We start from the raw sequence: 26,277 nt of genomic DNA on the forward strand, positions 1-26,277 counted from the left end.
GTTTTGCCCGGCGCGCTCTAGTCCGGCAGGTCCCGGGACGGAATGACCGGAAAAAACTGTCCCGCCGACCAGACGCCGAACCAGGACGTGCCGTCCACGACATGATGCGCACCGCAATCGACCAGCCGGTAAAAACTCTTGCGGTCGATCAACGCTTCGAGATTGGCACGGATCAGAACATAAGGAGACGGCTCGCCGGTTTCGGCATCCCGTTCGACCCGGATCGGGTGATCGGGGCCCGCCACGGCGGTATCGTCGACATGGGTGTGGAAAGTAAGCACCTGGTCTTCACCTTCGCCGGAGACCTCGAAATCGGTGGCGACAAAGGGCGCGTCATCGACGGTGATGCCCACCTTCTCCACGGGCGTGACAAGATAATATTTGTCGCCGTCCTTGCGGAGGATGGAGGAGAACAGCTTGACCAGTCCGGGCCGTCCGATCGGGGTGCCCAGATAGAACCATGTTCCATCCCGGGCGATCCGCATGTCCAGGTCGCCGCAAAACGGCGGTTCCCACAGATGCACCGGCGGCAAGCCCTTGGTCCCGGTGGCGCGAACAGAGGCAGCGATGCCGTCTGCGGAGGGAATAACACGATCTTGTGCGCTCATTGCTTTTGCCATTTTTCTCATGCGCGTTACACTTTCTACAAATGACTTAATGCGCAAGGGAGACACGTCATGGCCCCAACCGAAGATTTGGTGGCAGATATCGAAGCGCTGGAAAACAAGCTTGCGCAGGCAAGGACAGCCATCACCCGGCGCTTTATCGGCCAGGACCGCGTTGTCGAGCTGACCCTGGCGTCGCTGTTGTGCGGCGGGCATGGGCTTTTGATCGGCCTGCCGGGGTTGGGCAAGACGCGCCTGGTTGAGACGGTTTCCACCGTGATGGGCTTGAATGGCAACCGCGTGCAGTTCACGCCTGACCTGATGCCGGCAGATATTCTCGGCTCCGAAGTTTTGGAGACCGGAGCCGATGGCGGTCGGGCGTTCAAGTTCATTCCCGGGCCGATTTTTTGCCAACTTCTGATGGCCGACGAGATCAACCGCGCGTCGCCGCGCACGCAATCGGCGCTGTTGCAGGCAATGCAGGAAAAAGAGGTCACGGTGGCGGGAGAGACCCGCACTCTGGACGCTCCGTTTCATGTTCTCGCGACGCAGAACCCGATCGAGCAGGAGGGCACCTATCCCCTGCCCGAGGCACAGCTCGACCGTTTCCTGGTCCAGATCGACGTGCAATACCCTGATCGCCAGACCGAAAAGGACATCCTGCTGGCCACGACCGGCGCCGAAGAGGACGAAGCCTATGCGGTTTTCACCTCTGCAGAGCTGATCGCGGCGCAAAGGCTCTTGCGGCGGATGCCGGTGGGGGACGCGGTGGTCGAAATGATACTCGATCTGGTCCGCGCGTTTCGCCCGCACGATGAATTGGCCGGTGCCCGGGTCAAGGACACCGTCGCCTGGGGTCCGGGCCCGCGCGCGGCGCAGGCGCTGATGCTCACAGTGCGGGCGCGCGCGCTTCTTCAAAAGCGGCTCGCGCCAGCCCCCGAGGATGTTCTGGACATGGCGCGCCCGGTTCTGTCGCACCGCATGGCCCTGAGTTTCTCTGCCCGTGCGCGGGGAGAAGACCTGGGCGGTCTCATCGACGAAGTGGCTGAAAGCATGGTCAGGATCGAGGCTGCCGCGTGACATCTCCTGTCGCCGCTCTTCGCCAGCGCTCCGAGGAAGAGGCCGCGCGGCTTCCGGCCCTGCTGGCGCGCGCCGAGCATTTGGCGGGAACCGTGCTGCTGGGCGAACACGGGCGGCGGCGGTCGGGTCTGGGCGATGATTTCTGGCAATACCGCCCGATGCAGCAAGGTGATGTGCTTCGGGATGTCGACTGGCGGCGATCCGCGCGAAGCGACACCCAATTTGTGCGGGAGCGGGAATGGCAGATCGCCCAAAGCGTGATCCTCTGGGTCGATCAGGCGGCCTCGATGCGGTTTGCATCGAACAAGAGTCTTGGGACGAAGGCGGACCGCGCCCGAACCCTTGCGATGGCCGCATCGATCCTTTTGATTCGCGGAGGTGAACGTGTTGGCCTGACCGGTTTCGATCTGCCGCCGCGGCGCGGACAGGTACAGATATCCCGGCTGGCAGAGCTTTTGTCGATGGATCAGCCGGACGAGTATTCCGAGCCCGAGGCGCGCGGCATGCTTCCGCAATCGCGCGCGATCTTCTTTTCCGATTTTCTAAACGATCCCGCCCCGGTCGAGGCCGCGCTGACCAAGGCGGCGGATCGTGGCGTGCGCGGAGCGCTTGTGCAGATCCTTGACCCGAGCGAAGAGGAATTCCCCTTTGACGGGCGCACGATCTTTCAAAGCGTCGGCGGCGGGATGGTGCATGAAACGCTCAAGGCCGGGGACCTGCGCAACCGCTACCTGGATCGTCTGGCAGAGCGCAAGGAACGGCTTGAGCACCTGTCGCGGCTGGCAGGCTGGCAGTACACCTGCCACCACACGAGCGAGAGCGCGCAATCGGCGCTGCTCTGGATTTATCGCGCTATGGACGGGACATACGGATGACGCTTTTCGGGATCGGCTTTGTGACACCGTGGCTTTTGCTGACATTGCTGGCGCTGCCAGCCCTGTGGCTGATCCTGCGCGCCGTGCCGCCTGCACCGATCCGGCGGATGTTTCCCGGCGTTGTGCTGCTTTTGGGCCTGAAAGATGACGAGCAAGTCAGCGATCGCACGCCATGGTGGCTGCTTTTGCTGCGCATGCTGGCGGTTGCGATGCTGATCGTCGGCCTCGCCGGCCCGATCCTGAACCCCGAGAGCGACGAAACCGCGGCAAGCGATGCGCCGCTCCTGGTGGTGATGGACAGCTCCTGGGCCAGTGCCGCGACCTGGCGCGCGCGGATGCTTGCGCTGGACGGGCTTCTGGCACAGGCGGCGCGGGATGACAGGCGCGTGGCGCTGCTTCAGTTGACCAAGCCGGAACAGGCCAATTTCCAGACTGCCGATGACCTGAGCGCGCGGCTTGTCGGGCTGTCCCCCGCCCCGTGGGAGCCACGCCCGGACGCGGTTGACAGCGCGCTCGACCTGCTGCCCGAGGGCGGCTTTGACACCTACTGGATGTCCGACGGTCTGGAGCGCGAGACACGCGCCCCGCTTCTGAGCGCGCTCGAGGATCGTGGCGACGTGACCGTGTTTCAGGCCGGGCAAACCATTCTGGGCCTCGCGCCCGCGCGGTTCGAGGATGGCAATATCATCCTCACGGCGGTCCGGGCGCAAACCGGGTCGGAGCGCGACGTGACGATCCTGGCGCAAGGGCGCGATCCGTCCGGCAACCCCGCCGTTCTGGCCCGCGCCACCGCGCGTTTTGACCCGGATGCGGCGATGGCGGAAACCGCGCTGTCCCTCCCGTCCGAGCTGCGCGCCCGCATCCTGGGTTTCGAGATCGAGGGCAACCGCAGCGCCGGGGCAACCACCCTCCCCGATGACAGCCTGCGCCGCCGCGAAGTGGCGCTTGTCGCCGGCCGCGAAGACCGCGAAGGGCTCCAATTGCTGGCCCCGCTGCATTACCTCGAAAAGGCGCTGGACCCGAGCGCGGACCTGCTCGACGGCAACTTGATGGACATGATCCCGGCCAACCCCGATGTGATTGCCCTGGCCGATGTGGCGACGCTGGGCGACGCCGAGGAAGACGCGCTTCTGGACTGGTTGGACGGCGGCGGTATCCTGCTGCGCTTTGCCGGACCCCGCCTTGCCGCCAGCGACATCAGCCGCGACACGGAGGACCCGCTGATGCCCGTGCGCCTGCGTTCGGGTGGCCGCAGCGTCGGTGGCGCAATGAGCTGGGGTGAGCCGAAATCGCTGGCCGAATTTTCCGAGGACAGCCCTTTCTTTGGCCTGGCGATCCCGCCTGACGTCACCGTGTCGGCGCAGGTGATGGCGCAACCTGACCCGGCACTGGCCGACCGCGTGATCGCACAGCTCAGCGATGGCACGCCGCTGGTCACCCGAAAGAAAGTGGGACAGGGACAAATCATCCTGTTCCATGTCACCGCCAACGCGGAATGGTCCTCCCTGCCGCTGTCCGGCCTGTTCGTGCAAATGCTGGAACGGCTGTCCATCGCCGCCGGATCCGGCGCGCAACCCGATGCCGAGGACCTGGAAGGCACCGTTTGGCAACCCAGCATCGTGCTGGACGGGTTTGGCGCCACGAGCGACGGCAGCACCCTGCCCGGTGTGGCAGGCGAAGACCTTGTCAGCGCACCGCTCGGGCCGGATTTGCGCCCCGGTGTGTATCAAAGTCAGGACCGTGCGCTGGCGCGCAACGTCCTTGAGGCCGACGCCACCTTGACGCCGGCAAACTGGCCCGCCGACATCCCGGTGGAAGGCTTGGTGAAATCCGAGGAAACGCCCTTGGGAGGCTGGCTGCTTGCCGCGGCGATGCTTTTGTTGATGGCTGATATCCTGGCCTCGTTGTTCCTGTCGGGCCGGCTTTCCGGACCGCGCGCGACGCAGGCCGCGGCGCTGCTGCTGGCGGCCCTCCTGATGCCGGGCCACGCAGCACAGGCGCAATCCGACGAGACCGAGTTCGCGCTCGGGGCCACGGCCGAAGTGACATTCGCCCATGTGGTCACGGGCAACGAGGATCTGGACCAAAGGGCGCAGGCGGGGTTGCGGGGCCTGTCCGAAACGCTGTTCTTCCGCACGTCGGTGGAACCGGCCGATCCCATGGCGGTCGATCTTGAAACCGATGAGCTGGCGTTCTTTCCGTTTCTCTACTGGCCGATCACACCGGACCAGCCAACGCCCTCCGACGAAGCCTATGCCAAGCTGAACACCTATCTGCGGTCCGGCGGGATGATCATGTTCGACACCCGCGACGCAGATATCGCGCGCTTTGGCACCGGCAGCCCGAATGGCCGCAAGCTGCAACAATTGGCCGCTCCCCTGGACATTCCGCCGCTAGAGCCGATTCCCGAGGATCATGTGCTGACGCGCACCTTTTACCTGCTTCAGGATTTCCCCGGCCGCCACAACAGTCATGATGTCTGGGTTGAAGCCGCGCCGCCCGACGCGGAACTGGTGGACGGCATGCCGTTCCGCAACCTCAATGACAACGTGACCCCGGTGATCATCGGCGGCAACGACTGGGCCTCTGCCTGGGCGATGGATGACCGGGGCAACCCGATCTACCCAATCGGCAGCGGCTATTCCGGGGAGCGCCAGCGCGAGATCGCGTATCGCTTCGGCGTCAATCTGGTCATGCACGTGCTGACCGGGAACTACAAATCCGACCAGGTGCACGTGCCTGCGCTTCTGGACAGATTGGGCAATTGATGACTGGCAGTATCGTCTTCGATCCGCTTCTGGCGTGGCAATTGATTGCGATCCTGGGCGCTTTGGCCCTGATCGGGATCGCGATTGCCTTTTCAAGAGGCCTGCGGGGCTGGGGATTGCGCGGGCTTGCCGCTCTCGTGGTGCTGGCCGCCCTGGCACAGCCCTCGTATCAAGCCGAGGACCGCGCGCCGCTCTCGGACATCGTCCTGGTGGTCGAGGACAAAAGCGCCAGCCAATCGCTGGGTGCGCGTTTGGGAGTGACCGAGGACGCGGCGGGATCGCTGATCACCGACCTGAGAACACGCCAGAACACCGAAGTGCGCCGCATCACCGTCGGCGATGGTGAGGGCGACACCGGAACGCTGCTCATGTCGGCCGTCTCCGATGCGCTGGCCGAAGAACCGCGCGGACGGATCGCCGGGGTGTTCCTGTTGAGCGATGGGCGTTTGCACGACCTGGAGCGAACCCCGGACCTGCCCGCCCCCATGCATCTGCTGCTGACCGGCAAAGAGACCGATTGGGACCGGCGGCTGATCGTCAAGAACGCACCCGCCTTCGCCATTCTGGGCGAGCCTGTCACGCTGACCCTGCGGGTCGAGGATGAAGGCGCCGCCCCGGACGCCACGGAAACCACCATCGACATTTCCGTGGATGGCGAGGAGCCACAGCAATTCGCCATGCCGATCGGGGAGGATGTGGACCTGCCGATCACCTTGCCGCATGGGGGGCTGAACGTGATCCAGTTCAGCGTGCCCACCGGCGAAGAAGAGCTGACCGACCGAAACAACACGGCGTTGGTGCAAATCAACGGCGTGCGCGATCGGCTGCGCGTGCTGCTGGTCTCGGGCGAGCCGCATGCAGGGGGGCGCACCTGGCGCAACCTGTTGAAATCCGACAGCTCTGTGGATCTCGTGCATTTCACCATCCTGCGCCCGCCTGAAAAGCAGGATGGCGTGCCGGTTTCCGAACTTTCGCTGATCGCCTTCCCGACCCGCGAGCTGTTTCTCGAAAAGATCGAGGATTTCGACCTCATCATCTTTGACCGCTACAAGCGGCGGGGCATTCTGCCGGCGATCTATCTGGACAACGTGCGCAGCTATGTCGAAGGCGGTGGTGCGGTTCTCGTGGCCGCAGGGCCGGATTTCGCAAGCGCCGACAGTATCTACCGTTCACCCTTGGCCGACATCATCCCGGCAGAGCCGACGGCCAGGGTGTTCGAACGCGGCTACCAGCCCGAGATCACCGAGCTGGGAGACCGCCATCCCGTCACAGCCGGCCTGTCCGGGACCGAAAGCTGGGGTCGCTGGATGCGCCAGATCGATGTCGATCCGATTGCGGGCGATGTCCTGATGAGCGGGATCGACGACAGGCCGCTTCTGGTTCTGGACCGTGTCGGGGAAGGTCGCGTCTCGTTGATCGCGTCGGATCATGCATGGCTTTGGTCGCGCGGATTCGAGAACGGCGGCCCGCAGCTCGATCTTCTGCGGCGGCTGGCACACTGGATGATGAAAGAACCCGAGCTTGAGGAAGAGGCGCTTTGGGCCGAACCCACCGGACAGACAATGCGCATCATCCGACGCACTCTGGAGGACAGCATCGGCGCGGTCACGATCATCCGCCCCGATGGCACGGAAGAAGAGATCACGCTGGACGAAGTGTCACCAGGCCAGTTCGAAGCGCTCTATACCGGGGCCGAGATCGGGCTCTATCGCCTGTCGGAAGGCGATCAGGACGCCGTTGTGGGCCTGGGGCCAGCCGCGCCAAGGGAATTCGAGCAGACGATTGCCAGCGGCGACGCGCTCGAACCGGCAATCGACGCCACCAATGGCGGCGTGCGCCGGTTGGAAGAGGGCCTGCCCGGCATCCGCGCCGTCGGCGAAGGCCGCCCCGCCGCGGGGCGCGGCTGGCTTGGCATCACACCTCGAGAGGCATATGAAACGCTGGATGTGACGCAGACACCGATGCTGCCGGGATGGCTGGTGTTGCTTCTGGCCTCTGGCCTGATCCTGGGTGCATGGCTGCGCGAAGGGCGGCGCACCTGACTGTCGGGAGATCGATGGGCCGGCGCAGGGCAGTCGTGACCGTTCACGACGCCCGCGCCGGACCGGGCATCAACTGCCCAATTTTTCGTCCAGGATGTCCCGGAACTCGTCATAGCTCATGTTCGAATAGGTTTCTCCGTCGATGACGAAGGACGGGGTCGAGGTGATCCCGTGTTCCTCGGCATTCACCTGGTACCATTCGATCAGGCCACGGGCCTTTTCGTTGTTGCTCAGGCATGCTTCGAGCTGGTCACCTTCGAGCCCGGCAATACGGCCGATCTTGCGCAACTCCTCGGCGATGGCGGCTTCGGAACCGGCACGGGACCAGGTGTCCTGCGTGTCATAGATCATGTCCGTGATGCCGAAGAACCGGTCCTCACCGCCACAGCGGGCCACAAGCGATCCCCAGAGACCGTACTTGTCGAAATACACCTCGCGGTAGGTGAACTTGACCTTCCCGGTGTCGATGTAATCCCGCTTGATGTCCTCGAACACGCCGTCGTGAAAGGTCGCGCAATGCGGGCAGGTGTAGGACGCGTATTCGATCATCTCGACCGGCGCATCCTCGGCTCCGAGCACCATTTCCTGGATCGTCGCATCGGCGGCCTCGCCGCTCGCGGCCTCCTGCGCGTTCGCGGCACCGGGCAGGGTCATGGCCTGTCCGGTCTCGGTCGGCGCTGTGCCCGTTCCGGCCACCCACCAGCCAGCCCCCGCCACGAGGGCGGTTGCCAGTGCAATCGTCGTAAACCGTTGCTTCATTGCGAAACCCTTTGCTTTTTTGGTCCTGGACCTGACCTAGGTCCTGTTTTGCGTTTTGGAATAGACGTTCGTGGCCAGACGCTCCAGCGCTGCGCGCAAACCGTCATCGCGAACGCCATCCGCCATGTCCTGCGCCTCTGGCAGGATCTGCGGCGGTGTTTTTGTCCGGGCTTGATCGGGGCGGTGATCAAAGCTCACCTGACCTTCGGAAAAGCCCGTCGACGCGGTCTGTGTGACGCGGACACGCGAAATCGCGTTATAGCCATAGACAGCGTTCACCTTGTCGCGCAGTTTTTCCTTCTGCATTTCCAGCATCGGCGCATGCGCCCCCGTGGTCAGAAGAGTCAACGTGGCGCCAAAGCCGCTGCGGCCGTACTTGACCTCGACAGGACGGCTGATCGCTGCGATATCCTCGCCCACGATTTCGGTCCAATGCGTCAAAAGCCGCGATTGCGCAAAGCCACGCGTCTCGGACGTCTTGCGGATCTGCGTCTGCAAAAGGCTCGATGTGCGTTTGAAGCCCTTGGTATACCCGGCGCGCGGCGGCATGTTTGACTCCCTTGTCCGAACGCTATTCTAGTGGTCCGATGCCACAGCAACCAGCCCGTAAATGAGACCCGAAATCAAAGGTATGTCAAACTTGCGTGATGCGCCCGACCCGTCCCTCTTGTTGGAGTGGTATGACCGGCACGCCCGCGCGATGCCGTGGCGTGTTGGCCCGGCAGCGCGCGCGCAAGGCGTGCGCCCCGACCCCTACCGTGTCTGGATGTCCGAGATCATGCTGCAACAGACAACCGTGGCCGCTGTCAAAAGCTATTTCGAGTCCTTCACGATGCGTTGGCCTACGGTGAGCGATCTGGCACAGGCCGAGGATCAAGACGTCATGGCCGCCTGGGCGGGGCTCGGATATTATGCCCGTGCCCGCAACCTTCTCAAATGCGCCCGCGTGGTGCATTCCGAGCATGACGGCAAGTTTCCCGAAACCTATGACGGGCTGATCGCGCTGCCGGGCATCGGACCCTACACCGCCGCCGCGATTGCCGCCATTGCGTTCGACCAGCCTGCGACGGTGCTGGATGGCAACGTGGAGCGCGTCATGGCACGGCTCCATGACGAACACACACCGCTGCCCGCGGCAAAGCCCATCCTGATGGACCATGCCTCCGCCCTGACTCCGAGCGACCGGCCCGGATGCTATGCACAGGCCGTGATGGACCTGGGCGCCACGCTCTGCACCCCGCGCAATCCCGCCTGCGGGCTGTGCCCTTGGCGGCGGGCCTGTGCGGCCTGGGATGCGGGAACGGCGCAGGACCTGCCCAGGAAAGCCCCCAAGAAGCGCAAACCGATACGATGCGGTATCGCCTATCTTGCCCGCCGGGTGGATGGTGCGTGGCTGCTGGAACAACGCCCCGACAGCGGGCTGCTGGGCGGCATGCTGGGCTGGCCGGGCAGCGACTGGGGCGATGCGCCGGCCGAGGACCCGCCAATCCACGCGGAATGGCGCACCCTGCCCACCGAGGCGCGCCACACCTTCACGCATTTTCACCTGCGCCTGACCGTCAAGACCGCGCTGGTGCCGATGGACCGCAAGCCCGCGCGAGGCCATTTCGTCGAGGCGGATGCGTTCGACCCCTCGGATCTTCCGACAGTGATGCGCAAGGCCCACGCGCTGACCACCGGATCCTGACGCCGCGCAACGTCAGGCTTGGATAACCCTGACCTGCCCTGCTAGTTTGACACCACGACCAGGAGCCGGGAACCCCATGACCGAAAGCAGCTTGCACAGCCAAACCGCGCGCCTGCCTTTGCGGGCGGCTCTGCCGTTCTGGCTCTCGCTTCTCATGATCCCCCTTGTCCTGTCTGGCGCCATCATTGGGGGGCCTTGGGTGCTCGTACCGATCCTCGCCACATGGGGTGTCTTCGCGACGCTCGATGCAGCGCTGGGGCTGAACACCGACAACATGGACGCGCAGACGAAAGACAGTGCCCTGGTCTGGCACCGGGCCATAACGCTGGTCTGGCCACCGCTGCAATTCCTGATGATCTTCGGCCTGATCTGGTACATCCCGCGTGCGGGGCATCTGGGCGCCCTGGAGATCTATTTGATCACCGTCGGCATGGGAATCCTGTCCGGCAGCGTCGGCATCGTCTACGCGCACGAACTGATGCACCAACGCAATCGCCTGGAACGCTGGCTCGGGGATCTGTTGATGACGATGGCGCTTTACGGGCATTTCCGGTCGGAACATCTGCTGGTGCATCACCGGTATGTCGGCACGCCGCGCGATCCGGTCACGGCGCGCTACAACGAAAGTTTTTGGCGTTTCTACCCGCGCGTGCTGCGCAGTTGCCTGCGCTCTGCCTTTCGCGCCGAACGCGACAAGCTGGCCCGCAAGGGGCTGGAATGGTGGCACCGCAGCAACCCGTTCTGGCGCTACGGCGCGCTGCAACTGGGATTCCTGGCACTGGCCTTTGCGATAAGCGGATGGATGGGGGTGCTCATTTTCGTGTTGCAGGCAGCGTCGGCGATCTTCCAGCTTGAGCTGGTGAATTACGTCGAACATTACGGGCTGACACGGAAACACCTGGGCAATGGCAAGTACGAACACGTCAAACCGCGTCACAGCTGGAACGCGTCACACACCGCGTCAAACTGGTTTCTAATCAACCTGCAACGGCATTCCGATCACCATTACAAGCCAGACCGCCGCTTTCCGCTGTTGCAGACCTATGCCGAGGACGCGGCCCCGCAACTGCCATATGGCTACCCGGTGATGACCTTTTTCGCGCTATTCCCGCGCAAATGGCGGGCGATGATGAACCCGCGCGTCAAGGCGTGGCGGGCGCGGTATTACCCCGAGATCGCGGATTGGTCTGCGTATGACAAGGCCCGGCACGGGATGTGATCCGCGGCCGGGCCAGGGTTTTTCCAAAGGTCAGCGCGCTCCTGTCAAAAAAGCGCGGATCGCCTACATCTCGGCGAGCAGCGCCTCACCGCTCGAAACCTCGCAAACGCCGGGGCTTTCCTCGACATGCAGCTTGGTGACCTTGCCATCCTCGACCAGCATCGCATAGCGCTTGGACCGCGAGATCAAGCCGGCAGGCGGTGCGTCGAAATCCAGGCCAAGCGCCTTTGTAAACGCGCTTTGTGCATCCCCGAGCATGGTGATCCCGGCCTCGGTAGCCCCCGTCGCCTCGCCCCAGGCCTGCATGACGAACGGGTCGTTCACGGACACGCAGATGATCTCGTCCACACCCTTTTCGGTGAACTGATCCTTGGTCCGCACGAAACTGGGCACATGCGCGGCATGGCAGGTCGGCGTGAACGCGCCCGGAACGGCAAAGACCACAAGTTTCTTGCCTTTGGCATGCGCCGCCAAATCCACGGATTCGGGGCCATCGGCCCCCATCTTGACCAATGTGGCGTCTGGCAACGTGTCACCTTGTGCGATTGTCATGGATCGTCCCTCGCTGTTGAATTGCAATTCTCGTGATCTGCCATATAGGGTCTCGCGGAACGACACCAACGGAAGTTTCAAAAAAGGTGGAGGCGATGGCTCATGTAATCATTGTGGGCGCAGGTCAAGCCGGCGCCTCTTGCGCGGCACGGCTGCGGTCCAAAGGGTTCGAGGGCCGGATCACCCTGATCGGAGAAGAGCCGGTCCCGCCCTATCAACGCCCGCCCCTGTCAAAGGCCTATCTTCTTGGCGACATGCAGCGCGAACGTCTCTACCTGCGTCCCGAGAGCTTTTATGTCGAGCAGGGTATCACCCTGAAGCTGGGCGCGCCGGTTCGCGATATCGACCCCGCCGCGCAGACGGTGCGAGTCGGCGGTGAAACGCTGCACTATGATGAACTGGTCCTGACGACCGGATCGAGGCCGCGCCGCCTGCCGGCTGCGATCGGCGGCGATCTGGACGGCGTGATGGTGGTGCGCGGCCTGCACGATGTTGACACGATGGCCCCCCGCTTTGCCGCCGATGCGCGTGTGCTGATCGTCGGCGGTGGCTATATCGGACTCGAGGCGGCGGCGGTCGCGGCCAAGAGGGGCATGCGTGTGACCCTCGTGGAAATGGCCGACCGCATCCTGCAGCGCGTCGCGGCGCCCGAAACCTCGGCGTTCTTTCGCGACCTGCATGCGCGACACGGTGTCGACCTGCGCGAAGGCGTCGCCCTCGACTATCTGACAGGCGAGAACGGCCATGTGACCGGTGCCGTCCTGGGCAATGGCGACAGCATCGACGTGGACTTCGTTCTGGTCGGCGTTGGCATCGCCCCCGACACGGCCCTGGCCGAGACAGCGGGCCTGCGGCTCGACAATGGCATCGCCACCGATACGCATGGCCGCACGTCGGACCCGCACATCTGGGCGGCGGGGGATTGCACGTCCTTCCCGTGGCGCGGCCAGCAGCTGCGGCTCGAAAGCGTCGGCAACGCGATCGATCAGGCCGAATGCGTCGCCGACAATATCCTTGGGCTGGATCGCGGCTATGATGCAAAGCCCTGGTTCTGGTCCGACCAATACAATGTGAAGCTGCAAATCGCCGGGCTGAACACCGGCTATGACCGCGTCGTGGTGCGCAAAGGCGATGGGTCCGGCCTGTCGCACTGGTATTATGCCAATGACCGGCTCTTGGCGATTGACGCGATGAACGATCCACGCGCCTACATGGTCGGCAAGCGCCTGATCGAGGCGGGCAAATCCCCCGATGCCGACCTGGTCCGCGACCCCGACACCGATCTCAAGGCACTGCTCAAGCCGTGAGGATCATCGCCGGCACCTATCGCGGCCGACCGCTCGCGACTGTTGGCAAGGGGGATGCCGGGGCCCATTTGCGGCCCACCACTGACCGGGTGCGTGAAAGCCTGTTCAACATGCTGTGCGGGGGCCGCTTTGGCGATCCGTTCGACGGGGCGCATGTGCTCGATCTCTTCGCAGGGACAGGCGCGCTGGGGCTCGAGGCGCTGTCGCGCGGCGCATCCAGCGCGGTGTTCGTCGATGACGGCCGCAAGGCACTGTCGCTGATCAAGGCAAACATCAAGACGCTGGGCTGCCAAGAAACCCGCGTCCTCGGCCGCGACGCGACCCGACTGCCGCCCTGCGACGGGGCGCCGGCAACGCTTGTGTTTCTTGATCCGCCATATGGAAAATCGCTTGGGCAAAAGGCCATAGACGCTGCGGTTGCAGCGGGCTGGCTGGCCGCGGACGCGTTGGTCGTTTGGGAAGAAAACGCGCCGCAAGCCGCCCCCGAAGGCTTTACCTGTCTCGACACGCGGCGCTACGGCGAAACGCATGTGACGGTGTTGCGATTTGGGAAATCCGGCGGCGCGTGATAACCTTGGGGCATGACGATTTACGTCCCGACCGCGCAGGACACAGCCCTGTCAGAACACGCAAAGCCGTTGGAAACGCGCCCACCGTCCGGGAATGGGCCGGTCCTGATTGCAGATTGCGCCACAGCGGTCGCCGGTGAAACGCTTTTGTCCTGCCTCTGGCGCCGCTGGGATTTGGACAGGCTGCAGGAATAGCTTTGCCGGGGTCCCGGATCCTGCCGGCCGTCATCCATCCTCACCAAAGTGTGCCCATCTTCGACAAGTTGCGCCCTGTCGCGGCCTTTGGCGCTGCCTGGCAAAAGCCAATTGCCGCACCGTGGGTCCCCATGTTATTCACAAATCTGAATTTATTTCCCGGAGGAGACATCATGCCATTGCGCCCAACCCGCCGCGCGTTTCTGAAAACCGCCGCTGCCATGCCTGCCTTTGCCCTGCCGGGCGCACAGGCCCTTGCCAATCTTGGTGGACCGGAGGGCGGCAATCCGGGGCATTTCCGCTTCACGCTTGGCGAGGCAAAGATCACTATCCTGTCGGATGGTTATCTTGCCCTGCCAACAGAAGGGTTGGGGGTGAATGCCGATCCTGACAGGGTGCAGGCGTTTCTGGCAGCGCATTACCTGTCGACCGAGACCAATATCTCGCACACCAATCACATCCTGATCGAGATCGGCGACCGCACGGTTCTGGTGGATGTCGGGTCGGGCAACCGTTTCATGGCGACGGCCGGGCGGCTTCTGGTGAATATGGAGGCTGCCGGGATCGCCCCCTCATCGATCACCGATGTGGTCATCACACACGCGCACCCCGATCACATCTGGGGCATTCGTGACGATTTCGACGAGGCGATCTTCCCGGATGCCGCCTATTACCTCGGCGAGACAGAGCATGATTACTGGATGCAGGACGGGCTTGCCACGCAGGTGCCGCAAGAGCTTCAGCAATTTGTCGTGGGCGCGCAAAACTCGATCTCCGTGGACGGCGCGGAGTGGGAGCTGATGTCGGACGGATTCGAGGTGGTGCCCGGCGTGCGGGTGATCGACACGCCCGGCCATACCCCCGGACATATGGCCGTGGTGGTCGAAAGCGGAGGACAGCAGTTGATCGCGCTGGGCGATTCCATGAGCCACGCCTACACCAACTTTGCCCATCCCGAGTGGTACAATGATTTCGACTCGGACGGGGATCAGACCGTTGCCACGCGCAAGCGGCTTCTGGACATGGCGGCCACCGACCGAATGGCGGTGCTGGGCTATCACTTCCCCTTTCCGGGTGTCGGCCACGTGATGCGCGAGGGCGAGACCTACAGCTTTGTGCCGGCGCTCTGGAAGTTCGACTAGAGCCCTGCAGACCGCAGGTTGGCGGCGCGGTGGGACCACAGGATATGGCCCAGCGCGCCCAGCGCCACGACCCCGCCGGCGGCGCCCAGCCATGTCAAATCACCCATGGTTTGCACCGCCCCGCCCAGCGCCGATCCCGCAGCCGTCCCGACATAGATCGCCGCCGCATTGAGCGCCAGGACAACTCCGGCGAGGCTGGGCGCCAATTGCAGCAACCGCACCTGCTGCGGCGCGACGAAAGACCAGCCGAAGGCGGACCAGACAAAGACCAGGGCCAGCAACAGCCCTCCCGAAACGGGCAGACCCGAAAAGGCCGGCATCAGCACGATCTGCCCGAGGCAGAGCAGCACAAGGGATTTGACCGGTCCCAGCCGGTCCGTCAGCACGCCGCCGATCAGGTTGCCCGCCACGGCGCCCGCACCAAAGAGCAGCAGGACAAGGGTGATCCCGTCGCGGCCATAGCCCATCGTCTGCTCCAGCAGCGGCGCAAGATAGGTAAAAAGCACATAGATCGCGCCCAGAAAGCTCGCCGTGAAAAGCACCGCGCCCATCACGACCCCGTCTCTGAGCGCGCGTCCCAGATCGCGCAGCGACACTGGCGTGAAGCGCAGGCCGGCCGGCACCCGCACCCAGACCAGCCCGGCGCCCACAAGCGCAAGTGCCAGCACGATCCAGAACGCCGCGCGCCAGCCGAAGGTGAAGGCGATCCAGCCGCCTGCGGGCACGCCCAACACCTGCGACAGCGTCAGACCGAAATAGAAGGTTGCAATCGCCTTGCCCTGAGCGGTTTTCGGCGCCAACGCCGCCACGACCGCGGCACCCACCGGGGTCACGAGTCCGGCCCCCGCTGCCGCCAGCGCGCGGGAGAGGTAAAGCAGGGTCATGTTCGGCGCCAAAGCCGAAAACAGCGTGCCCAGCGCAAAAAGACCCATCCCGGCCGCGATCACCCGGCGCCGCCCGATCCGCCCGGTGATGGACACCAGCAGCGGCGACAGGACCGCGTAAGCCAGCGCGTAGACCGTCAACGCGCCCCCGGCGGCGGCGGTGCTGATTCCGAGGTCGGAGGCCAGGAGCGGCACCATGCCGATAACCACGAAGGCGCCCATGCCGATGACGAAGTTGCACCCGGAAAGCAGGGCGATCAGGCCTGTCGGCGGCCGGCTCGGATCGGTTTCGATGGTCACCCGGTCAGCCGTCGCGCGGGGCCGCGGCGCGGCTCAGACGGTCGTTGATGGCGATGCCCAGCCCTTCATGCGGGATCGGGGAGACGGCGATCGCCTCGCCGCCTCTGGCATCGAGACGGTGCAGATAGTCAAACAGGTTCGATGCCGCTTCGACAAGATCCTCGTCCGCGGACAGGTTGAGGTCGCAGTCCACCTCGCCGAAACCCAGCCGCATCTCGCCCGTCTGCCAGTCTGTTGCGTTCAGGCGGACACGTGCTGTCGGCGCATAATGCGACATGAGCTGGCCGGGGGCGGAAATCGCCTCAGCCTTGTGCCGCACGGCAATGTTGCGGCCCAGCGTTTTCGCCAGCTCGGCCTCCGTGATCCCGCCGGGACGCAAAAGAACCGGTTTGTCGAGCAATCCGATGATGGTGGATTCAACCCCCACCTCGGACGCACCACCGTCGAGCACCGCGTCGAGCCTGCCCCCAAGGCTGTCGAGGACATGGGACGGTTGCGTGGGGCTGATCTGCCCGGACCGATTCGCCGATGGGGCGGCAACGCCCCGGCCAAGCGCCCCCAGGATCGCCTGCGCGGCGGGATGGCCAGGCAGCCGCACAGCGATCGTGTCGAGCCCCGCCGTCACAAGCGACGAGATCGCACTGCCGGGGTGCTTCTTCAGAACAAGCGTCAGAGGGCCGGGCCAATAGGCCCGCGCCAACGTATCCGCCTCGTCGGTCCAGACAACATGTTGCTTGAGATCCTCCAGTTCCGCGAAATGCACGATCAACGGGTTAAAGCTGGGCCGTCCCTTCGCCTCGAAGATCCGGGCCACCGCCCTGTCGTTGGTGGCATCCGCGCCGAGGCCATAGACAGTCTCGGTCGGAAAGGCGACAAGGCGGCCGGCGCGCAGCATGGCGGCTGCGATGTGATGGCCCGCATCGGTATCGGGCAGGCGTTCGGGCGGGGTTTGGTTCATGCGATTTGACGCCGCGTTTTTGTTGATGGGGGGGTCCGCATTCGTCAGGATATTACCAAGGGCTGACGATTGTTTATCGCTCCGGCACACGATTGCCAAGCCGCAGAACGACCGGCCCCAACCCAACAAGAGGTGTTCATGACCTATCGTGCCCCCGTTTCCGAATTCCGTTTCCTGTTCGATCACGTGGTCGGGTTTGGCCAGGTCGCCGCGACTGACCGCTTTGCAGAAGCCACCCCGGACACTGTCGAGGCGGTGCTGACCGAGGCCGGCAAGCTGTGCGAGGACGTGCTGTCGCCATTGCAACGGGCCGGGGATCTGCACCCGGCGACGCTTGAGAACGGCATTGTGCGGACGCCGCCCGGGTTCGACGACGGGTTCCGGGCAATCGCCGAGGGCGGCTGGATCGCGATCGCCGCCGATCCCGATTTTGGCGGCACCGGTCTGCCGATGACGATGGCCACCGCCGTGAACGAGATGATGAGCGCCGCCTGCCTGTCGATCCAATTGGCCCCGCTGATGACGCAGGGGCAGATCGAGGCGCTGGAAAACCACGCGAGCGATGCACTCAAGGCCCTGTACCTGCCCAAGCTGATCTCGGGCGAATGGATGGGCACGATGAACCTGACCGAACCGCAGGCAGGCAGCGACGTGGGCGCGCTGACCACCAAGGCAGAGCCGAATGATGATGGCACCTATGCGATCACGGGTCAGAAAATCTACATCTCCTGGGGCGACAACGACTTCACGGAAAACGTCTGTCATCTCGTTCTGGCGCGTCTTCCCGACGCGGTGCCCGGCACCAAGGGAATCAGTCTGTTTCTGGTGCCCAAGCGTCTCCCGGACGCCGATGGCAAACCCGGCGCGGCCAACGATCTTCGGGTGGTCAGCCTCGAACACAAGATGGGCCTGCATGGCAGCCCGACCGCGGTGATGGAATACGCCGGCGCAACCGGCTGGCGTGTCGGCGAGGAACACGATGGCATGCGCGCCATGTTCACCATGATGAACAATGCCCGTCTTGGGGTTGGCGTGCAGGGGGTCGGCGTCGCCGATGGAGCCTATCAGCACGCGCTCGCCTATGCCGAGGGACGCCAGCAAGGCCGGACCGAGAATGGCACCATCATCGACCACGCCGATGTGCGCCGGATGCTGGCCACCATGAAGGCCGACACCTTTGCCGCCCGCGCCATCGCGCTGGCCAATGCCGTCGCGGTCGACATGGAAACGGCCACGGGCCATGATGACTGGGCCGCGCGCGCGGCGCTTCTGACACCGATCACAAAGGTGTTCGGCACGGAGACGGGGATCGAGGTGGCACAGACCGGCGTGCAGGTGCATGGCGGCATGGGCTTTGTCGAGGAAACGGGTGCCGCGCAGTATTCCCGCGACGTGCGCGTGACCGCGATCTATGAAGGCACCAACGGCATCCAGTCGATGGACCTTGTGGGCCGCAAGCTGATGGACGGCGGCGAGGCGGCGTATAGCCTGCTCGACGAAATGGAGGCCGAGGCCGAGGCGGCGCGCGCCGACCTGCCCGAACTGGCCGAACCCGTCTGGCAGGCCTGCGAGACGTTGCGCGAAACGACCGAATGGATGGTGGCGCAGGGCGCGCAGGATCGCTTTGCCGGATCGGGACCCTACCTGCGCGGCTTTGCCCGCGTGCTGGGCGGTCACTTTCATCTCAAGGCCGCGCGCGCCGACCGGGATGGCACACATGAACGCCTTGCCAAGTTCTATATTCACCGGCTTTTGCCAGAACACATTGGCCTGCTGGCCCATGCGCGGCAGGGGGCCGAGGCGCTGTATGCCCTGAGCATGGACGACCTGGCGGCATGAAGGACAGGTTGACCCCGAGCGCGGGCGGTATCCGATACCCCTGGGATGCCCCGCCGGAAGAGGGCGGCGCCACGCAGGTGGCCGACGGTGTCCTCTGGTGTCGTTTGCCCCTTCCGATGAAGCTGGACCACGTCAATGTCTATGCATTGGATGAGGGCGACAGCTGGACACTTGTCGATACCGGCTTCGCGTCCAGACGCGGCCGCGCGCTCTGGGCGCGGTTGATCGGCGGGCCGCTGGGCGGCAAACCGATACACCGCGTGATCGTCACGCATCACCACCCCGATCACATCGGGCTGGCGGGCTGGTTCCAATCCGAACACGGCGCCGATCTGATCACGACCCGCACGGCGTGGCTCATGGCGCGGATGCTTCAACTCGATGAACAAGCCACACCCAGTGCCGAAACACTCGCGTTCTGGCAGCGCTGCGGCATGCAGCCGGAGATCCTCGAAAAACGCCGGACGGAGCGTCCGTTCAACCTTGCCGATTGCGTGATGCCCCTGCCGCTCGGCTATACCCGTATCCGGCAGGGCGACATGATCACGGCAGGCGGGCGCACCTGGGATGTGCATATCGGCAATGGCCACGCGCCCGAACATGCCACGCTGTGGTCGCGCGACGACAACCTGGTTCTTGCCGGGGATCAGATCCTGCCATCGATCAGCTCGAATATCGGGGTCTACGCCACCGAACCCGAGGCCGATCCCGTTGCGGACTGGCTCGAGGCCTGCGAACGCCTGTCCACGATCGCGCGGGAGGATCATCTGGTTCTGGGCGGTCACAAGCTGCCCTTCACCGGTGTGCCGCTGCGGCTGCATCAACTGATCGAGAACCACCATGGCGCGCTACGGCGGCTCGAGGCGCATCTTGCCACGCCGCGAACCGCAGGAGAATGCTTTGCACCGCTTTTCAAGCGCAAGATCGGGGAGGGCGAATACGGGCTCGCCCTTGTCGAGGCGGTGGCCCACTGCCTTCACCTCTGGCACGCGGGACGTGCGACACGCACGCTGGACGACCGGGGCGCCTGGCGTTTTCACGTATCGGGATGACCCTGTGTCGGGGCTACCGCGTCAGGCGCGGCCACCCTCCGAGGACAGCGCCAGGGGCGAAACGCCAAGCGTGCCCAGTGCGGCCTCCCATTTGTCGACGTCGGCCCGGTCAAACACGATCTCGCGGCTTGCGTCGCAGATCAGCCAGCCGTTCTGCATGATTTCTTCCTCAAGCTGCCCCGGCCCCCAACCGGCATAGCCCAACACGATCAGCCGTTTTTCCGGCCCGCCACCGCTGGCAATGTTTTCCAGCACATCGAGCGTTGCGGTCATGGCAAAATCGTCATCGACGAAAAGTGTTGTCATCTCGGACTCGAAATCCGTCGAATGCAGGACAAACCCGCGACCAAGCTCCACCGGGCCGCCAAAATGCACGTTGATGCCTGTCAGATCCGCGGTGTTCTCGATCGACAACTGGTCGATCAACGCCTGAAAACTCACATCGGCCGAGGGTTTGTTCACAATGAGCCCCATCGATCCATCCTCGGAATGGGCGCAGACATAGATCAGGCTATGCTCGAACCGCGGGTCGGGCATCCCGGGCATCGCGATCAGCAGGCGACCTGTCAGGTCGGTCATGGGTTCGGGTCCAGTCACCTCCCAAACATGGACAGCCCCTTGCGGGGTTGCAAGGGCACACGGGCGGGGATGCATCACTGGATCGCCTGTTTGTGACTTTTCTTTGAGACCGAAAACCGCCATCACCTTGGATATGATGCAATTTCGCTTTGTCCTTTCTGTCCTGGCCCTGTCGCTTGGCCTTGTCTCCGGATCCTCGATTTCGGCCAGCGACACCACCGGCGTGTCCAGGGTCGAACTGCGCCCGGGGTGGCGCATGGACGACGGGACCCATATGGCCGCGCTGCACATCGTGCTGGACCCGGGATGGAAGACCTACTGGCGCGCGCCCGGCGATGCCGGCATTCCGCCGCAGCTCGATTGGCACGACTCGCGCAATATCGCCTCTGTCACCCCGATCTGGCCCAGCCCGGTGGTGTTCTTCGAACAGGGCATGCGGTCAATCGGCTATCTGCGCGAGGTGATCATCCCCCTGCGCCTGACACCCGATACCGCAGACGCCGGCATGGTGCTGGAGGGCAACCTGCAGATCGGCATCTGCAAGGACATTTGCATCCCCGCCTCACTCAGCTTTGCCGCGGCTTTGCCAGCCACGCAGGCCCGCCCCGATCCCGTGATCGCCGCAGCCCTGGCCGACATGCCCTACACGGCGCAAGAGGCCGGGGTGCGCGCCGTGAGCTGCCGGATCGAGCCGGGCGCGAACGGCGGGCTCGTCCTGCACACGCGGATCGACATGCCCTCTGCCGGCGGCACCGAATACGTGGTGGTCGAGGCGGGCAATCCGCATGTCTGGGTGGCCGAACCCGACAGCATGCGGGACGCCGATGCGCTACATGCCAGCACGCGGCTGCTGCATGTCGAGGGCAAAAGCTTTGCGCTGGACCGCTCGAAGCTGCGGTTCACCGTGATCGGCGACAGACGCGCCGTCGATATTCGCGGCTGCACGCCCTGATCACACGGCCGCGTTGCGCCGTCGCGAGAGACCCAGCGCAATGATCGCCAAAACGTAGACAGCCAAACAGATCAGCGCCGCGCCAAGGACAAAAAGCCCAAGGATCGTGCCCAGTGCAATCTCACCGCCCAGCGCCTTGCCCGCCAACGCGGCACTCAGCGTGGCGGGAAGTCCGCCGGTCAGGGCAAAAGCCCCCATGGTGGCCGCCAGCCAGCCGACGATCAACACACCGGCCAATCCGATTGCGGCCCGAACACCGGGGCGGCGGAATCTCAAACCGCGCCGCGCAGAGCGGGCAAGACGGCCGATATCGCTCTGGATCGCGACAAGGGACGGCACGATCAGCAGGACGAGGAACATCCCGAAGCCCAGCCCGTAGACCAGCGTGATCACCGTCGGTTTGAGGAACTGCGCCTGGCTCGATTGTTCATAAAGCAGCGGGATCAATCCCAGGACCGTGGTTGCCGTGGTCAGGAACACCGGCCGCAGCCTGTCGGCCGCACCGTCGATGATCGATGGCACAAGCCCGCGATCTTGCGCCTGTTCGTCGATGGTTGTGACCAGAACGATGGAGTCGTTGATGATGATCCCGGTCATCCCGAGCAGGCCGACAACCGTGAACATGCTCAATGGCACATCCCATTGCGCATGGCCGTAGATCGTACCGACCAGCCCGAACGGGATCACCGCCATGACAACCATGGGCCGCGTCCAGCTTGCGAACACCCACGACAGCACGAGGTAGATTGCCAGCAGTGACAGGATCAGACCGGTGCGCGCATCATTGAGGAATTCCCCCTCCTGCTCGCTCAGACCGGACAGGCGGTAGTCGACCTGCCGTTCGCTGGCAATGGTGGGCAGGATCTCGGTTTCGAGCGCCAGCATGATGTCATTGGCGCGGGCCGGATCGTCTTCGGAAATATCGCCCGTGACGGAAATCAGGCGAATCCCGTTTTCGCGCCGGACGGTGGAAAACCCGGTCCGCCGCTCCACGCTGACGATATCGGCAAGCTGGACATATGCGCCGCCCGGGGTCCGCATCTGCGTGCGTTCAAGGAAATCCGCGGTCAATTCACCGGTGGGCAGTTCCACCCGGATCTCGGCGCTGCGCGGGCCGTCGGGATAGGTGGCCGCCTCGATCCCGCCAAGTCGCGCGCGCAGCACCCGGCCCAGGCCGTCGATGGTAAAGCCCAGCGCCTTTCCCTGCGGCGTCAGTTCGAGGATCAGCTCTTGCTTGTCATAGGCCAGGTTGTCCTCGACCGCCGAGACCTCCGGGTAAGGCAACAGCGCTTTCTTGAGGTCTTCTGACGCTGCCTTCAGCGTCTCGGCATTCGCCCCGTAAAACTGCACATCAAGCGAATCGCTGGCCGGTCCGCTGCCCCAGCTGCGAAAGCTGATCGTCTCGACCAGAGGATGCCGCGGAACGCTGTCTTCCAGCTCGCTCACGAAAGCGCGGCTGGAGAAGGGCCGCAGGTCGGCATCGATCATCTCGATGGAAATACCGCCCAATTGGTCGGCATCCTTGGTGTCCGCACCCGAGATTCCGCGACCCGCATTGCCGCCGACCTCGGCGATGACATAGTCGATCGGGTTGACGCCATGTTCATCTTCGAAGGACTGCGCCACGTCCTCGACCGAGCGTTGGAAGATGCGCATCATTTCGAACGTATCCGCGCGGGTGGCGCCCGGTGCCATTGCGAAATTGCCGGTGACAGAGCTTTGTTCGGGCGAATTGAAGAACCGCCACTGAACATCGCCCCGGATGAACAGCGCCGCCTGTGAGGCCAGGAGCAGAACCGCCCCGGCCAGGACCGCGTAGCGCGCCTGGATCACCCGCGCCATAAAGGGACGGAACAGGGTTTCCCGCACCCAGCGGAAGCCCCTGTTCACCACGCGCGACGGCATGTCGTACCAGTGTTCCTTCGCGCTATGGGCAATCGCGTGGGCCATGTGGTTGGGCAGGATCAGGAAACACTCGATCAAAGACGCCGTCAGCACCGCGATCACCGTGAAGGGAATGTCCGAGATCAGGTCCCCGAACCGCCCGCCGATGATGACAAGGCCATAAAAGGCAATGATCGTCGTCAAGGTGGCAGAAAACACCGGCAATGCCATTCGCTGCGCCGCGCGTTCTGCTGCCTCGATCGGGGTCAGACCAGTGCGCGCTAGGTGATCGGCGTGTTCGCCGACCACGATGGCATCATCGACAACGATCCCCAGCGTGATGATCAGGGCAAACAGCGAGATCATGTTGATCGTGATCCCCGCCATGTACATCAGCGCGATCGCCGCCAGCAGCGCAGCGGGAATCCCGGCCGCCACCCAGAACGCGGTGCGCACATTCAGGAAAAGAAAGAGCAGCATCAAAACCAGCGCCAGGCCGGTCAGCGCATTGTCGGTCAGGATATCCAGCCGCCCCGAGATCAGCTCCGCCCGCGTGCGGATCAGGTCGACGCTCACACCCTCGGGCAGCGACGCCTCGAACTCGGCGGCCACCTCCTCGACCCTGCGCTGAATGGCGATGGCATCGCCCTGTGCGCTGCGATCCACTCGGATCGAGATGGCGGGATCCTCGCCCACGAAATAGCTGCGTTCGCGGTCTATCCCTTCGATCAGGATGGTGGCCACATCGCCGACACTCAGGGTCGATCCGTCCGGGTTGGATCGCAGAACGATATCGGCAATCTGGTCCGCGCTGCGCTTTTCGACACCGGTGCGCACCCGCGTGTTCGCGGTGCCGACATCGCCGGCCGGATCGGTATCGACCTCCTGCGCGATGGCTTCGGCAATCTCGGCCATCGTGATGTCAAAGGCGATCAGGTTGGCCGACGGCACCTCGACCACGGTGCGCGGCGCCGAAAGCCCCCGGATCGTGGTCCGCGTGACCCCTTCGGCAAAAAGCCGCGTGCTCAGCTCATCGGCAAAGCGGGCAAGCTGATCCACGCCAACCGGCCCGGTGATCACCAGGTCTGTCACCCGGTCGCGCCAGCCGCCGCGCCGGACCACCGGGTCTTCGGCATCGGCGGGCAAGGTTGTCACCCCGTCGATCGCCTGCTGGACATCGTCAGCCGCGCGCGACATGTCCCAATCGGGTTCGAATTCGAGCCGGATGCTCGCCCGCCCCTCGCGCGAGGACGCTTGCGAACTTTCGACGCCCTCGACCGCCAGAACCGCGGGTTCCAGCACCTGCACGATGCCCCGGTCGACATCCTCGGCGCCTGCGCCCTCCCAGACGACGGACACATCCACGTCATCGACCACGACATCGGGAAAGAACTGCGCCCGCATGTTCGGGATCGAAAACGCGCCTGCCGCGATCAGGATGACCAGCAGCAGGTTGGCCACCGTCCGGTGGCGCACGAAATAGCTCAGGATCCCGCTGGCCCGTCCGGGAAGCGCGCGTGCCATCGGTTACCCTCCCATCCGGGATTCGATCCGCTGGACCACCCGCGCCGGGACACTGCCTTGCGACAACTGGTCAAGGAGGCGCTGCCGGGCCGCCTCGGGCATACCCGTGTTGGCCTGCACAAAGGCAGTCAGCCGCGCGCGCCGTTCCTCGGTCAACTCGACCATGTCGGGAGACTCGGTTTCCGCCGTACCGTTTTGGCGCAGGGGCCGCACCTTGATGCCCGCCCCCAGAAGCGGCGTGCGTTCCGCCACGACCTCGCGCCCGCGCAGGTTCTCTGCCCGGACCAGCACATCATCGCCCTGTCGCCGCAGCAAATCGACCGAAACAACGTCCAGCCGGTCTTCCTCGGCCAGCACGAGCACCTCGCCTGCGGCATTCAACGCTGTGGCCGGAAGCCGCGCCACCCGGTCGAGCGCTGGTTCATCAATCTGCACCGTCACGAAATCGCCGGGGCGAAAACCGGCCGCGCTGTCCAGAGTGGCGAACAAAAGACGCCCGGTCTGACCCTCACCCACGGCGGCCCCGGCGCGGATCAACGTGCCTTGCGCGTTCAGGTTCGTGCCAAAGACGTCCAGAACCACACGCACATCGGCGGTCCGAAGCGTGCCGTTTTCGGTCAGAAGGCGCGCGAATTGCTGGGTCGAAAGCCGGAAGGCCACTTCGAGCGCATCTGCATCGATCAGGCGGGCCAATTGTTCGTTGGACGACACCAGCCGCCCCTGCACCACGGAGACATCCGCAAGCGTGCCGGAGAACCCGGCGGTGATCACCGTATCATCCAGCCGCCGCTGCGCCTCGGCCTCGGCAATCCGGGCACGGGACAATCGCGTGGCGGCCTGATCGATCCGCGCTTCGGCCTGCGCGATCGCCTGCCGCAGCGACAGAACCGCTTGCCGCGCCTGCCCTGCTGCCAGTTCGGCCACCTCGACCGCGGCCGCCGTGCCAACGCCACGCTCTTCCAGATCGCGTTGCCGCTGGAACGCGCGGTCCCGCAAGTCGGCCTGATCCTGCGCGGCGGCCAATTCGTCCCGTGCCAGAACCAGCGCGCGCTCTGCCTCGCGCTGTTCGGCCTCGGCATCGACGATGTCGCTTTGCACCCGCTGCAGGACAGACTCCGCATCGGTTGGGTCCAGCCGCGCCAACACCTGGCCTTCTGTCACCGTTCCGCCTTCGACGAACTCGGGCGCGATCTCGATGACCCGCCCCGTGACGGCGGTTCTGATTTCCAGCGTGCGGCGACTTTCGATCTCACCAAAGGCGGTGATGACAGGCGTGATCGTCTCGAACTCGGCCGGAACCACATTCACGGCGAACACCCGTTCGCTTTGTTCGAACGACCGCGGTTCCTGCGCCATACGGTCCTGCACGGCGTCGCGCACCTGCACGCCGGCAAAGGCCAACAGCCCAAGCGTCACAGCCATCAAAAAGAGTCCCGTCAGGCTCCGGCGCAAAAACCGCATCCGCGACAATCCTTGTCCTCAAGTCCCGACCTTACAGATAGTCG

At 64.4% G+C, this 26,277-nt stretch carries 21 protein-coding genes; 12 read left to right on the forward strand and 9 right to left on the reverse strand.

Annotated elements, in window-relative coordinates:
• Window positions 1-17: 17 nt before the first annotated feature.
• Window positions 18-608, reverse strand: coding sequence for a DUF1285 domain-containing protein (locus tag LCF59_RS13645; protein ID WP_292288163.1), 591 nt, complete (start codon window positions 606-608; stop codon window positions 18-20).
• Between the two features lie 69 nt (window positions 609-677).
• On the opposite strand from LCF59_RS13645, the gene LCF59_RS13650 reads away from it, so the two are divergent.
• The 4 genes from LCF59_RS13650 to LCF59_RS13665 are packed head-to-tail and all read left to right on the forward strand — an operon-like array spanning window position 678 to window position 7,370.
• A complete protein-coding gene (locus LCF59_RS13650; protein ID WP_292288164.1) occupies window positions 678-1,685 on the forward strand; it encodes a MoxR family ATPase in 1,008 nt (335 codons plus the stop codon).
• On the forward strand, window positions 1,682-2,560 hold the full coding sequence (locus tag LCF59_RS13655; RefSeq protein WP_292288165.1) for a DUF58 domain-containing protein: 879 nt from the start codon (window positions 1,682-1,684) through the stop codon (window positions 2,558-2,560). Before LCF59_RS13650 ends, LCF59_RS13655 begins: the two co-directional genes overlap by 4 nt.
• Window positions 2,557-5,328, forward strand: a complete 2,772-nt coding sequence (locus LCF59_RS13660; protein ID WP_292288166.1) for a DUF4159 domain-containing protein — start codon at window positions 2,557-2,559, stop codon at window positions 5,326-5,328. The genes LCF59_RS13655 and LCF59_RS13660 overlap by 4 nt, the downstream gene beginning before the upstream one ends.
• A complete protein-coding gene (locus LCF59_RS13665) occupies window positions 5,328-7,370 on the forward strand; it encodes a hypothetical protein (RefSeq protein ID WP_292288167.1) in 2,043 nt (680 codons plus the stop codon). Before LCF59_RS13660 ends, LCF59_RS13665 begins: the two co-directional genes overlap by 1 nt.
• Window positions 7,371-7,439: 69 nt before the next feature.
• Here the strand turns inward: LCF59_RS13665 and LCF59_RS13670 are convergent, their stop codons facing one another.
• Both LCF59_RS13670 and LCF59_RS13675 read right to left on the reverse strand, forming a co-directional pair.
• On the reverse strand, window positions 7,440-8,129 hold the full coding sequence (locus tag LCF59_RS13670) for a DsbA family protein (protein WP_292288168.1): 690 nt from the start codon (window positions 8,127-8,129) through the stop codon (window positions 7,440-7,442).
• A gap of 36 nt (window positions 8,130-8,165) precedes the next feature.
• Window positions 8,166-8,678: a DUF721 domain-containing protein gene (locus tag LCF59_RS13675; RefSeq protein ID WP_292288169.1), complete on the reverse strand. Its 513-nt coding sequence runs from the start codon at window positions 8,676-8,678 to the stop codon at window positions 8,166-8,168.
• Window positions 8,679-8,760: 82 nt separating this feature from the next.
• Between LCF59_RS13675 and mutY the strand changes: the two genes are divergently transcribed.
• Complete coding sequence (mutY, locus tag LCF59_RS13680; protein ID WP_292288170.1) at window positions 8,761-9,816, forward strand: A/G-specific adenine glycosylase; 1,056 nt, start codon at window positions 8,761-8,763, stop codon at window positions 9,814-9,816.
• Window positions 9,817-9,892: 76 nt separating this feature from the next.
• Window positions 9,893-11,035, forward strand: coding sequence for an alkane 1-monooxygenase (locus LCF59_RS13685; protein WP_292288171.1), 1,143 nt, complete (start codon window positions 9,893-9,895; stop codon window positions 11,033-11,035).
• A 63-nt stretch (window positions 11,036-11,098) separates the two neighbouring features.
• Here LCF59_RS13685 and LCF59_RS13690 read toward each other — a convergent pair whose 3' ends face one another.
• A complete protein-coding gene (locus tag LCF59_RS13690) occupies window positions 11,099-11,587 on the reverse strand; it encodes a peroxiredoxin (RefSeq protein WP_292288172.1) in 489 nt (162 codons plus the stop codon).
• Between the two features lie 95 nt (window positions 11,588-11,682).
• On the opposite strand from LCF59_RS13690, the gene LCF59_RS13695 reads away from it, so the two are divergent.
• From LCF59_RS13695 to LCF59_RS13705, 3 genes are all read left to right on the forward strand, one after another.
• Complete coding sequence (locus tag LCF59_RS13695; protein ID WP_292288173.1) at window positions 11,683-12,894, forward strand: FAD-dependent oxidoreductase; 1,212 nt, start codon at window positions 11,683-11,685, stop codon at window positions 12,892-12,894.
• Entirely contained in the window at window positions 12,891-13,463 is a 573-nt protein-coding gene (gene rsmD, locus LCF59_RS13700; RefSeq protein ID WP_292288174.1) for a 16S rRNA (guanine(966)-N(2))-methyltransferase RsmD, read from the forward strand. The genes LCF59_RS13695 and rsmD overlap by 4 nt, the downstream gene beginning before the upstream one ends.
• A 365-nt stretch (window positions 13,464-13,828) precedes the next feature.
• Window positions 13,829-14,800, forward strand: coding sequence for an MBL fold metallo-hydrolase (locus LCF59_RS13705; RefSeq protein ID WP_292288199.1), 972 nt, complete (start codon window positions 13,829-13,831; stop codon window positions 14,798-14,800).
• On the opposite strand, the gene LCF59_RS13710 is transcribed toward LCF59_RS13705, so the two are convergent.
• Window positions 14,797-15,984, reverse strand: a complete 1,188-nt coding sequence (locus LCF59_RS13710) for an MFS transporter (protein ID WP_292288175.1) — start codon at window positions 15,982-15,984, stop codon at window positions 14,797-14,799. The two genes, LCF59_RS13705 and LCF59_RS13710, sit on opposite strands and share 4 nt — an antisense overlap.
• A gap of 4 nt (window positions 15,985-15,988) precedes the next feature.
• On the reverse strand, window positions 15,989-16,942 hold the full coding sequence (locus tag LCF59_RS13715) for an L-threonylcarbamoyladenylate synthase (protein WP_292288176.1): 954 nt from the start codon (window positions 16,940-16,942) through the stop codon (window positions 15,989-15,991).
• Window positions 16,943-17,080: 138 nt separating this feature from the next.
• Between LCF59_RS13715 and LCF59_RS13720 the strand changes: the two genes are divergently transcribed.
• Together LCF59_RS13720 and LCF59_RS13725 are read left to right on the forward strand one after the other, a co-directional pair.
• Window positions 17,081-18,781, forward strand: a complete 1,701-nt coding sequence (locus LCF59_RS13720) for an acyl-CoA dehydrogenase (protein ID WP_292288177.1) — start codon at window positions 17,081-17,083, stop codon at window positions 18,779-18,781.
• Window positions 18,778-19,833, forward strand: a complete 1,056-nt coding sequence (locus LCF59_RS13725; RefSeq protein WP_292288178.1) for an MBL fold metallo-hydrolase — start codon at window positions 18,778-18,780, stop codon at window positions 19,831-19,833. Before LCF59_RS13720 ends, LCF59_RS13725 begins: the two co-directional genes overlap by 4 nt.
• A 21-nt stretch (window positions 19,834-19,854) precedes the next feature.
• Here LCF59_RS13725 and LCF59_RS13730 read toward each other — a convergent pair whose 3' ends face one another.
• Window positions 19,855-20,412 carry a YqgE/AlgH family protein gene (locus LCF59_RS13730; protein ID WP_292288179.1) on the reverse strand — a complete coding sequence of 186 codons (558 nt, stop codon included), beginning with the start codon at window positions 20,410-20,412 and terminating at the stop codon, window positions 19,855-19,857.
• Window positions 20,413-20,515: 103 nt separating this feature from the next.
• Here LCF59_RS13730 and LCF59_RS13735 point away from each other — a divergent pair, with 103 nt between their 5' ends.
• Complete coding sequence (locus LCF59_RS13735; protein ID WP_292288180.1) at window positions 20,516-21,364, forward strand: protein-disulfide reductase DsbD domain-containing protein; 849 nt, start codon at window positions 20,516-20,518, stop codon at window positions 21,362-21,364.
• On the opposite strand, the gene LCF59_RS13740 is transcribed toward LCF59_RS13735, so the two are convergent.
• Entirely contained in the window at window positions 21,365-24,772 is a 3,408-nt protein-coding gene (locus LCF59_RS13740; RefSeq protein WP_292288181.1) for an efflux RND transporter permease subunit, read from the reverse strand.
• Between the two features lie 3 nt (window positions 24,773-24,775).
• Window positions 24,776-26,233 (reverse strand): HlyD family efflux transporter periplasmic adaptor subunit, encoded by a 1,458-nt coding sequence (locus LCF59_RS13745; protein WP_292288182.1) that lies wholly within the window; start codon window positions 26,231-26,233, stop codon window positions 24,776-24,778.
• Window positions 26,234-26,277 lie beyond the last annotated feature (44 nt).

Source organism: Marivita sp., from assembly GCF_020055675.1.
In the GTDB taxonomy this organism is placed as follows: Bacteria; Pseudomonadota; Alphaproteobacteria; order Rhodobacterales; family Rhodobacteraceae; genus Marivita.

Excerpts from the sequence above, each read along its gene's own strand:
- LCF59_RS13645 (WP_292288163.1), bottom strand. The coding sequence starts at position 608 with ATGAGCGCACAAGATCGTGTTATTCCCTCCGCAGACGGCATCGCTGCC.
- LCF59_RS13650 (WP_292288164.1), top strand. The coding sequence starts at position 678 with ATGGCCCCAACCGAAGATTTGGTGGCAGATATCGAAGCGCTGGAAAAC.
- LCF59_RS13660 (WP_292288166.1), top strand. The coding sequence starts at position 2,557 with ATGACGCTTTTCGGGATCGGCTTTGTGACACCGTGGCTTTTGCTGACA.
- LCF59_RS13665 (WP_292288167.1), top strand. The coding sequence starts at position 5,328 with ATGACTGGCAGTATCGTCTTCGATCCGCTTCTGGCGTGGCAATTGATT.
- LCF59_RS13670 (WP_292288168.1), bottom strand. The coding sequence starts at position 8,129 with ATGAAGCAACGGTTTACGACGATTGCACTGGCAACCGCCCTCGTGGCG.
- LCF59_RS13675 (WP_292288169.1), bottom strand. The coding sequence starts at position 8,678 with ATGCCGCCGCGCGCCGGGTATACCAAGGGCTTCAAACGCACATCGAGC.
- mutY (WP_292288170.1), top strand. The coding sequence starts at position 8,761 with ATGTCAAACTTGCGTGATGCGCCCGACCCGTCCCTCTTGTTGGAGTGG.
- LCF59_RS13685 (WP_292288171.1), top strand. The coding sequence starts at position 9,893 with ATGACCGAAAGCAGCTTGCACAGCCAAACCGCGCGCCTGCCTTTGCGG.
- LCF59_RS13690 (WP_292288172.1), bottom strand. The coding sequence starts at position 11,587 with ATGACAATCGCACAAGGTGACACGTTGCCAGACGCCACATTGGTCAAG.
- LCF59_RS13695 (WP_292288173.1), top strand. The coding sequence starts at position 11,683 with ATGGCTCATGTAATCATTGTGGGCGCAGGTCAAGCCGGCGCCTCTTGC.
- LCF59_RS13715 (WP_292288176.1), bottom strand. The coding sequence starts at position 16,942 with ATGAACCAAACCCCGCCCGAACGCCTGCCCGATACCGATGCGGGCCAT.
- LCF59_RS13720 (WP_292288177.1), top strand. The coding sequence starts at position 17,081 with ATGACCTATCGTGCCCCCGTTTCCGAATTCCGTTTCCTGTTCGATCAC.
- LCF59_RS13725 (WP_292288178.1), top strand. The coding sequence starts at position 18,778 with ATGAAGGACAGGTTGACCCCGAGCGCGGGCGGTATCCGATACCCCTGG.
- LCF59_RS13730 (WP_292288179.1), bottom strand. The coding sequence starts at position 20,412 with ATGACCGACCTGACAGGTCGCCTGCTGATCGCGATGCCCGGGATGCCC.
- LCF59_RS13740 (WP_292288181.1), bottom strand. The coding sequence starts at position 24,772 with ATGGCACGCGCGCTTCCCGGACGGGCCAGCGGGATCCTGAGCTATTTC.
- LCF59_RS13745 (WP_292288182.1), bottom strand. The coding sequence starts at position 26,233 with ATGCGGTTTTTGCGCCGGAGCCTGACGGGACTCTTTTTGATGGCTGTG.